At 32.7% G+C, this 10428-nt stretch carries 9 protein-coding genes; 1 reads left to right on the top strand and 8 read right to left on the bottom strand.

From position 1 onward, the window contains the following. Positions 1-256: 256 nt before the first annotated feature. Complete coding sequence (locus tag V7D18_RS27705) at positions 257-427, bottom strand: DUF5680 domain-containing protein (RefSeq protein ID WP_426159347.1); 171 nt, start codon at positions 425-427, stop codon at positions 257-259. A 283-nt stretch (positions 428-710) separates the two neighbouring features. After that, on the bottom strand, positions 711-833 hold the full coding sequence (locus V7D18_RS27700; protein ID WP_426159343.1) for a helix-turn-helix transcriptional regulator: 123 nt from the start codon (positions 831-833) through the stop codon (positions 711-713). Positions 834-1093: 260 nt separating this feature from the next. Here V7D18_RS27700 and V7D18_RS27695 point away from each other — a divergent pair, with 260 nt between their 5' ends. Continuing rightward, positions 1094-1426 carry a hypothetical protein gene (locus V7D18_RS27695; protein ID WP_426159342.1) on the top strand — a complete coding sequence of 111 codons (333 nt, stop codon included), beginning with the start codon at positions 1094-1096 and terminating at the stop codon, positions 1424-1426. A 613-nt stretch (positions 1427-2039) separates the two neighbouring features. Here V7D18_RS27695 and V7D18_RS27690 read toward each other — a convergent pair. The 6 genes from V7D18_RS27690 to V7D18_RS27665 all read right to left on the bottom strand — a co-directional run bounded on the left by V7D18_RS27690 (position 2040) and on the right by V7D18_RS27665 (position 10374). Then, positions 2040-3080: a hypothetical protein gene (locus V7D18_RS27690; RefSeq protein ID WP_426159340.1), complete on the bottom strand. Its 1041-nt coding sequence runs from the start codon at positions 3078-3080 to the stop codon at positions 2040-2042. A gap of 55 nt (positions 3081-3135) precedes the next feature. Next, on the bottom strand, positions 3136-3429 hold the full coding sequence (locus V7D18_RS27685; protein ID WP_426159338.1) for a hypothetical protein: 294 nt from the start codon (positions 3427-3429) through the stop codon (positions 3136-3138). A gap of 13 nt (positions 3430-3442) precedes the next feature. Beyond that, positions 3443-3559: an RNA-binding domain-containing protein gene (locus tag V7D18_RS27680; protein ID WP_426159345.1), complete on the bottom strand. Its 117-nt coding sequence runs from the start codon at positions 3557-3559 to the stop codon at positions 3443-3445. A 142-nt stretch (positions 3560-3701) separates the two neighbouring features. Next, complete coding sequence (gene mcrC / locus V7D18_RS27675; RefSeq protein WP_426159337.1) at positions 3702-4739, bottom strand: 5-methylcytosine-specific restriction endonuclease system specificity protein McrC; 1038 nt, start codon at positions 4737-4739, stop codon at positions 3702-3704. Beyond that, positions 4732-7200 (bottom strand): AAA family ATPase, encoded by a 2469-nt coding sequence (locus V7D18_RS27670; RefSeq protein WP_426159335.1) that lies wholly within the window; start codon positions 7198-7200, stop codon positions 4732-4734. The genes mcrC and V7D18_RS27670 overlap by 8 nt, the downstream gene beginning before the upstream one ends. A 6-nt stretch (positions 7201-7206) precedes the next feature. Next, complete coding sequence (locus V7D18_RS27665; protein WP_426159333.1) at positions 7207-10374, bottom strand: type I restriction endonuclease subunit R; 3168 nt, start codon at positions 10372-10374, stop codon at positions 7207-7209. Positions 10375-10428: the final 54 nt, after the last annotated feature.

Below are 10428 nucleotides of genomic sequence, written 5' to 3'. Positions count from 1 at the left end.
GATTTTAACGTATTTGATGATTATTTTTGCCTTATTACTACTTAAAAAACACAAAAAAGAGAAGCTCAAATTGAACCTCTCTAATTGAATCATTAATCTAATCTAACACTATTGCAGGGGCCTTTACCTTATCTTTTTATCAATGGAATATCTGCTATTTCACTATACCAACACACCTCCATGATAAAAACATTCATAAACTTTAATATTCTGGCAGTAAATACTTCGTAGCCCTGGAACCAGTCCATATCTCCTATTACCTTATTTTGTACGTGTACTCTCCAGATTGATAGAATTCCGGACCTCTATAAGGTAATTCTCTCGGTGCTGATCCCAATACCTCTTTTAAAAAATCACTGCTAAATCTCTCGTCTAAGTTTCTTCCGAAATAGTTCATCGAGTAACTTGCTTTTCCCTTTTTCCAGATAGCTTCCTCCCCGGAAAACTTTTCTCCACCTAACCACGTATCATAATATTGGTAATCGCCTTTTGTTTAGGTATAATCATTTGAACCAGGCCTTGATGCGCCACAGGGTTCAGCATAACTTGCGTAAGTGTTTTTGATTGCCTCTAATTTGAAATCTATTAGTTCGTCCATGTCATTATCATAGGTAATCTCTATAAATTTACTGCATTGATTATCTTTAACAAGGTAATCAACCGTAATATGAACTAATTCACTTAATTGAATTAAATTCATTATGTCCGGGTTATACCATGCCGCTCTCCCATTTTGTGACCGCCTGACGGGATACATTTAATTTTTCGGCTAATTCTTCCTGGGTGATGCCTTTAGATTTTCGGATAATCTGTAATTTGTCTGAAAATGTCATTTTATTGCCCCTCCATATTTAAATTACTATCTTCTACAGAATACCATGGGTAGTGGGATTTAGAAAGCAATAAGTAGTTGCACGAAAGATACAATACGTTACTATTGTATTTTACAAAAGCAGATCTAATTAAATAAATATTTATTTCTTAGTTCTAATTTATATGTTACAATACTTTTATATCGTTTAGATACAAGAGTATATGAATTAGCTACAAATAAAACATGTTATGAAAAATAATACTTACAGAGGAGGAAATTATGTACATTTTAGTATTTATAGTATTAACATTTGTATTTAATTTATCATCTATTATAATGTTAATGCAAATACTGGATGAACTCAAAAAAATTTCTATTAGAAAAATTAAAAAATCAACAAAATGTAGCCAAAATGATATAAACAATATGATAAACAAATGTAAAGAGGAAATTTCTAATATGTGTCCTAACAGTAAAATACATTTTCTTTTTAATCGAAGTGTTGATTATAATGGTGGATATTTTCCTTTCACAAATTGTCTTACTACGACAACACTTTGGCTTAGGGATTTACTTATCGCACCTCCACATTCAACATGTTTTGATGAATGAAAAATTACTATCGCTCATGAAATTGCTCATTATAATCACAAAGACTTTAACCACTTTTTTTTATATCATCACTCTCCAAACTATTCAATGTTTGCAATACTCAAAGAAGTACGTGCCGATATTGAAGGCCGTAATATTGCTGGATTCGATAAAGAATATGCAAAAACACTATCCCAAAATAAATACAACCGATTCCAAGACATCAATTTCAAAATCTCTGAAGGTGAAGTTAGATTTTTTTCCCAGCCATACTGGTCAGATCGAATTGAATATATTGGAGATTATGATAACTTTACTAATAATGTTGTTGATAGAGTCATTACTGACTATAAACATAAGATTAAACACTGGGATAAAATAAATAAGCAAAAATTACTTAAATTGCTAAATATATCCTCCTAGCACCAAACGACATAAAGAGAGCCCACAAATCCTTATTTTACAAGATTTTATGGGCTCAAAATTTTTATTCAAACTCTTTTTCATAGTCTTTGCTTGAGCTAATTTATATTTGTTCCAGTTAATATTTCGTTTCATTTTGATATAGTTTTATATATCATTTAAATGGTGATATTTCTTATACCCAAAATATACCCAAAATTTCTTATAAAACTCATTTTATATTATAGACTACTATTCTCTCATATTTAACGATCTCATTCCTAATCTTATCTGAAATGAACTTTCTTTTTTCTTTATCAATTTCATGCGTATGAATTTCTGAAAATCTTGATTGAAGAATTGGATAATAAATTTCATCATAAAATTTATCCCATTCTTGTATATATTTTGAATCGATTGCAATTTCAAAATGATTGATAGGCGTTATCATATTGGATGTCATTACTGTTTGATAGGACATATTATGTTCTATATATTTCTGTAAATCTATATCCATAGTTGCAAACACTGCCTTCATAGGCATTTTCATTCTAACAGAATAATCAGCAATAAAACATGCCATTCTATATTGAAATATATCAATAACTGTGTTTAAAATATGATCCAATGGGGGATTAGCCATTGGTTTGAAAATACCTTGTGATATTTCACGTTCTTTCTGACTTCCAACAAATAACATAACCCCTAAATAAAATTCATATCCCATAAAAACATCAATATCTTCCGTCATAAACTTAAACAAGCTTCTAATCTTTGTCAGTGGTTCCTCATTCGATATTTTCAAGTCATAAATTTTCAAAAAATATAAATACGTTTGATAAAAAATACCAATCATACCAATGTTATTTGCTAAGAAAAACTTAGGAAGATTACATTCAAAAATGCTCTTATATGAATATTCTCTTTTGGAATTCCATTTTGCTTTTGGTTCTAAATATCCTTTATGATTCCGTATCTCATCGTCCGTTAAATTCATAAGCAAATTGTCATACGCTATCATGATTTTATTCATTTGCTCATTGTTCATCTGATTGCTTTTATAATCAAAGCAAACTTCTGTTATAGAAAATTGATTTTGTACACCATATTTTCTTGACTCAAGAATAAATATTTTAATTTCCTCTGTGATTTCCTCATCCTTACATTTTCCTTTGTAATAAAGTTGAGTCATCGCCAACAAGATATTTGTATCAATAAAATATATTTTATTTGCACTATCAATACCTATCTTATATTCTTTAATTTTTCCCATTAGCATATTCCACTTTCAAAGGTTTAATTTTTATATTTTCGACAAAAATCTATATCTATTTCTGATGAAATTTATTTAACCCTTCTGAAATATCAATAAAATCATTTGGTTTAATTCCATTAATTTTGTCTTTAGAAAGAAAAATTGTTTGTATTCCTATTTTTTCGGCCATCTCAATAATAACTGTATATACTTTTTCAAAACTATCAGTTCCCATTGGTTGATTTGCCGAATCAATTACAAGCAACGGCATACAAATAAAATCCGGAAAATTTTCCTTTAAATACTCAAACATCGTCAAATACACCAGCATTTGGATATGGGTCTGCCTTGCCATACTTCCAGGCATAAATCTTTCAACCCTATCCCAAGTCTACTCCTTCAACTCTACGAGTCTTATCTGATATTCCAATAGCAATCGTGTCCCCATCGGCATTAGCAAATGCCACAATGTGGATAGCTAATGTTTTCGATTCAATATTTATACTTTTACGATCAAAAATTTACTTTTCTTCAAATTGTAAGACCTCATTTATATTCAACGGGCAACACTTCCTTTCCACATCAAAAATTCTAAAACCATTCTGCTAATCATTTTTTCTACTACTAAAACCATTATTACTAACTCACCTTAAGATTTTCTGCTATCCCATCCAACGTCATAGCAATCTCTTCAAAATCAGACCCTAAATCCAACGATTTAACGCTAATTTTATTTCCACTCATTAAATAATTCTGATTTAGCAACTCTTCTTCGTCTGTTTTTGCATATAATAGAACTCCACTAACGCTTCCATCATGCTTTACATCCTTATTCTTTACATAGGTAAATATTTGATACATATTATTAGAATGTAATGTCTTAGAATTAAACAACTGATTATACTGAAGCATTCTGGAATAGTATTTTGCATCAATAATTGTTGTTCGCCCTTGATATTCTAATGTAATATCTGTTTTCATAGTAGGAAGCAATCCTAAGAACCCATCATCTACATTCCAGTCAACTTGCGATGGTTTCGCTTTAAATTCCGGATAATGTTTCCGATAATATTCCAAAATAAACTTCTCATAAAGGTTATGCATTTGCCTGTCATCAAGATATTTTGACATTTTCAAATCACCCTTTTCATCTGTTAAAAGAAGGCCTTTTGCTACCAAAAAGCAAATATTGATTAACATCTTGTATGTGGCATTATTTTTTGTGTATTGAAAACCTCTCCATTTTATGGTTCGAAGATCAATAATATCTACGTTATTGAAATAGAGCATTAATTTCTTAAGTGCCTTCTTACGTTCCATTTTCACATCATCAGTCTGAATTAGTCTTTGCGCAGTACTCTTCAATACCTGATTCATATAAGTATTTTCTTCAAAAGAGTCATAGACACATACCAATTTTCTTGAAAATATAGCCTGTTCCTTTACAGAGAGGGAAATATCTATTTTTCCTCGAGGTGTAGAAAGCATATCTGTCTTTTGAATATAATCTCTGCCGAGTCCTTTTTTTATCTGACTTGACAATCCTTTTTGAAGAATTGCTGCCATTAAATCTGCTGTATATTGAAACTCTTCCGCATTAATATCATGATATTTTTCCTCGGCTAAAATGCGAAAAGCATAGCTAAGCATGTAATAAACATTTTTAATTCTAATCATTCATAACACCACGCAATTTAGCAGACCAATCTGAAATTTTTGTCTGTTCATCAAACCAATATTCGTTAATAAGTGGAATCAGCTCGAATTCTATAATCGCTGATACATCATCATCTGCGATTTTTTCTGAAACGCAGAAATAACTATGACCAATTACAAATCCGCTTCCCAATGACTCATCTTCTTGAATTACCTTGTTTAAAGAAATAACTTTTTCAATTAACTTATTATATTTTTCATTTTTTGCGATAGCTTTCATATCTTTAAACTGTTGACTTTCAAGTGCTGGCTTTAATTCATAAAATGCAAAGCGTCTTCTGAGTGCATAATCAATCATTGCCAAACTCCTGTCTGCGGTGTTCATCATACCAATGATATGAACATTTTTAGGAACAGAGAATAATTCATTCTTATATAAAAGTCTCAGACTTTCACCCCTTTTATCCGTTTCAACTAACATCAGCAGCTCTCCAAATATTTTACTCAAGTTACCTCTGTTAATTTCATCAATGATAAAGAAATATTCTCTGTCTTCATCGTCCTGAGCTTTTCTGCAAAAATCATAAAATGGTCCAGGAACTAATTCAAACCCCTCTTTTGTTGGTCTATATCCCATAATAAAATCTTCGTAGCTATAACTTTGGTGAAACTGAATAACTGTAACTCGACTAGAATCTTTCACCTGCATAATGGAGTATGCTAATCTTTTTGCAGCAAATGTCTTTCCTACCCCAGGTGCACCTTGAAGAATTAGGTTTTTCTTCTTCAAAAGAAGTCTTGCCAAACGCTCATACTCTTCTTTATCCATAAATACTTCGTTAAGAAAATCTTCTTCTGTATACTTTGAATATACCACCGGTTTCTGCGTCTCTAGTTCTTGTCCTGCATCTTCTGTAAAAATAGCCTCTAGTTTTAGTACGTAATCTGTATATTGGGTAACGTCAGTAAGTGTCTTAAGAACAGCTTGTCCCGGATGTTCCCATTCCCCTTTATTAGTCCACTCAATTTTACGTGTATTTTTGTATTCTTTTCTGCTTAAATCATAGATATAATCTGATTTTACAACACCTCTTCCAACAACTTTGCTCATGCCCCTCTTCACATATACAATGTCACCGATGTTCATTGTATTTACAAATTGCCATGTAGCTAGGGAATCATTTTTATATGACTTTTCATCTGCGATTTTCTCTTGCATTGCTGTTATCATTTCATCACGATCAGCGTAATCTGACAGATTCCCTATTTCATCCCATCCAATCGCCATAATTCCTTTTTGGTAAAAGTCTTCCCATAGTCTTGAATTTTCACCTGCTGCATATATCCAAAAATGAACTTGTGAATCTGTTTCTTCATCTGGGTTCTGTTCCTCTCGTCGGTTCTTTAGAATTTCAACCCATTTTTGAAAAATATCACTTGCATATTGTTCAGACATCTCACAGTCTATGCCTTTATCAGTCAAAGCCCATATTCCGCGTTCTGATTTATCTATAATTCCTTCATAAGCTAAATAATTTCTTGCAAATGCTACCTCATTTGCAAACTTATTTGTTTTAGACTTCCCACGTGTTTCGTGTATTTCTTCTTGAGATAATTTTAAGTTGATGGCAATTCTGTCACGTACATCTTTGGGATTAGCTCTGCCACCAAGATCTTTTAAAGCTGTTACAATTGGTTCAAACCACTTTAAAAATTCTGCATTAGACTTTTTTCCCGAGCTCTCTTGTGCAGATTTCCATGCTATGTATGATAATTCCGGAAGATTTTCATATCCGAAGTTTCCATTTTTAATGGCATTCGTACACTGTTCGCACATAAAAAGATACTTATTTCCATCTGGCAACTTCTTATCAATCCCTGCAAACACTGTTGAAAAATATGATGGTAAATTCCCATTTTGCAATATAAATTTACGATTTCTTTCATCTAAATTTATATATGTATAAGGCCGGCACCAGTATAGTCCCATCGTAATATTCCATCTAACATTAATCTGTTTTACAACCGTATCAAAACATGAAATAAATTTGCCTCTTTTATCATTTGTAGGCTCATCTGCATAAGAAAGTGCAATTTCAAACATATCCCATAAATTTTGAATATCTTTATCACCTTGATCTTTCTTTAATGCAAAAAACCAGGTCTTCATGTTGTTTAATAAAGGGATTCCAATAAAAGATTTTGGAACTTCTGATTTCATTCCCAAATGAGCTTTTAATGAACTTAATATAGCAATTCTATTTTCATCCTTTATTCCCCTATTGATTGCGCCCATAACAGTAAAAGGACAAATATCTTCCATTACTTTATCATCTTCCATGTATGAGAACTTCATATCTGCCTCTTCAAACACGATTTGAAGTAACGTTAGCAACGATTTGCGATCTGTTTTAAAACTCAAAATTTTATCTGCTAACTCCATATAACAATCTGTCCATAGAAAGTTATTATCTGCACCCATAGCTTATCACTCCCCTTTATTAACCTTATATATACCTAAATCTTCCGCAACCATCATTACCTTCTGATGTTCCTTCTCATAATCTAAGCTTCCATAAAAAGGAACAATTTTTTCATCATTCATCTCTTTATCTGTCCATAATTCACACTGTGTCATAACTATCTGGACTGCATCTTCCATCCCTTCAGGCGGATACCTATGCTTTTTTAAAAGTTTTTTGACGAGCATTCTCATTCTGGCACGAGCCGATTCTTTCTTCTGCCAATCAACGGTTTTATTTTTGCGAAGAGTATCTGTTAATTCTTTTGTTATTGCAATTAGTTCTGCATTCTCATAAAAATCCTTAATTGCTTGTGGCTTAGTAAGTGCATCATAAAACGCAAGTTCATCTTCCGATAATCCAAGCGAGTCTCCCTCTTCTTTTGCAGTTGCAATCTGCTTTGCAAGATTCATTAATTCTTCGATAACTTCTTCATTACTGAGCATACCATTCAAATAGGCATTCATAGCTCGTTGAATTATCTCAGAAAATTTCTCTGATTTTACAACATTTGTTCTACGATATATTTGAATTTGTTCTGCAATCAGCTTCTTCAATAATTCTACTGCCAGATTTCTTTCTTTCATGTTTGCAACTTCTGCAAGAAATTTCGGATCAAACAAAGAAAATTCCTGCTTCACATCAGAAAACAGATTAATTACTCCATCACTTTTTATACTCTGTTTTAGAAGTTCATTTACGCGTATATTCATTTCAGGAAGAGAAATTTTATTACCATTTCCCTGATTCGAAAGGCGCATTAAGAACACTCTTACAGACTCAAAAAATGCAGCTTCTAATCTTAAAGATTCTTCAACAAGTGATGCACAAAGTGACAGTGCCTGGTGTAACATAAGTGCTTCCTTGACAAATGAATCTTTTTCATTATCTTTTTCTCTGGCAATAATAAAGTTTACTGCACCACTAATTGTTTTCGCTCTTTCCAAATCTGTTCCATTTGTAAACTTTGAATAGTCATATCCATGAAACAGATCTCGACAAATTGATAACTTTTCAAGGAATTTTGGATAAGCGACCTCACTTACATCCGTATTTCCATAATTTTTTCTATCACGTGCTGTAAAATCATTCATGGCCTGTTTTAATGCAGAAGCTATGCCAACATAATCAACAACTAATCCCCCTTCTTTTTCCTTAAATACACGATTAACTCTGGCAATTGCCTGCATAAGGTTGTACCCGCTCATCGGTTTATATACATACATTGTAGCTAGGGAAGGAACATCAAATCCTGTAAGCCACATATCCACAACAATTGCAATTTTCATTGGACTATTATTATCTTTAAACTTCTTGGCAAGCTCATCTTTATGCGATTTGTTTCCGATAATCTGACGCCATTCTTCTGGATCTTTATTACTGGAAGTCATTACAACCCCAATTTTTTCTGTCCAGCTTGGCCGCAGTTCTAATATCTTGTGATATATTTTCATTGCAATTGGTCTGGAATAAGCAACGATCATTGCCTTTCCAGTTAATTCATATTCGCGGAAATTCTCATAGTGATTTAAAATATCATTTACAAGTGACTCGATTGTCGTATCCGCACCAAGAATTGCTTCCATCTGCCCCAAATCACGCTTACTCTTTTCTATCACTTCTTTATCTGCATTATTAGCTATTATCTCGTATTCATTATCGATTAACTGCAATGTATCGGCATCTAATTTCAGTTTTACAACGCGGCTCTCGTAATAGACAGGACGTGTCGCCCCATCTTCAACAGCCTGTGTCATATCATAAATGTCAATATAATCTCCAAATACTTCTCGTGTACTTCGATCTTTGGATGAAATTGGTGTTCCTGTAAACCCAATATATGTAGCATTCGGCAGGCTATTACGAATAATTCGTGCTGTACCAATAACAACTTTCGCTTCTTGTTCACCAGAATCATTCGTGACCATTTTTACTTTTTCTTCCAAACCATATTGCCCTCGATGTGCCTCATCTGCCATAACGATTATATTGTTACGTTCAGACAATGGTTCCTCAGATTCTTCAAACTTTTGCATTGTAGTAAATATAATTCCATTGGCTTGTCTTCCTGCAAGTAAAGACTTTAAATGCTCGCGACTTTCTGCTTGCATCGGTTCTTGTCGTAAGAAGTTTTTACACTTTGCAAATTGACCATATAATTGGTCATCTAAATCATTTCTATCTGTAAGTACAACAATAGTCGGGCAATTCAGAGCATACTGCAACAAGTGAGCATAAAACACCATTGATAATGATTTACCACTACCCTGTGTATGCCAGAATACTCCACCCTTTCCATCTGTGACTGTAGCCTTCTTTGTTGATTCAATTGCTTTTCTTACTGCAAAGTATTGATGATAGCCAGCCAGGATTTTAATCATAGTTGATCCATCGTTTGAAAAGCAACTAAAGTTCTTAATAATATCTATTAATCGTTCTTTTGTAAACATACCTTCAAAAAATGTATCAAATTGAGCGTACTGTGTATTCTCATAGCTTCCATCCTTTGTCTTCCATTCCATAAAACGATCTTCACCAGATGTAATTGTTCCAGCTTTTGATGTCAGCTGATCACTCATAACACAAATAGCATTATAAACAAACATAGAAGGAATTTCATGCATATAGTTTCTTAGCTGCAAATAAGCTTCAGAAGCATCCGTTTCTTCACGTGAAGGAGATTTTAGTTCAATTAATACAACTGGCAATCCATTTAAAAACAAAATAACATCAGGACGCTTTTCACTATTTTCAATAAATGTCCACTGATTGGCAACGATAAAAGAATTATTCGCTGGTATTTGATAATCTACAAGATAAATTATCATGGAACGTTCTTCACCTCTGCATAAATAGCGCACTGAAATCCCATTCTGCAAATAGTCCATAAAAATTTCGTTTTTCTGAACAAGTTCCCCATTTTCAAAATTACGCAGTTTGAATAATGCTTCTTCAATTGCATCATATGGAGCTCCCTTGTTAATTTTGCGCAGACTTTCCTCTAATACTTCATCATAGAGTGGGCTATTATAATTTCTTTCTATTTCAGGGCCATAAGCATATTCATAGTCCATATTTCGAAAAAGCTCTATGACTGAGTTTTCGTAATCTGCTTCTGTGTAAAATGCTGCCATATGTCTAATTCATCTCCTCCCAATTGTATTAATAATATAGCTTTACTAATGCCG

The organism is Lacrimispora sp. 38-1 (assembly GCF_049890855.1).
Lineage (GTDB): Bacteria > Bacillota > Clostridia > Lachnospirales > Lachnospiraceae > Lacrimispora.
The sequence above is the reverse complement of the archived record's forward strand: the minus strand, read 5'-3'. Positions and strand labels throughout refer to the sequence as shown.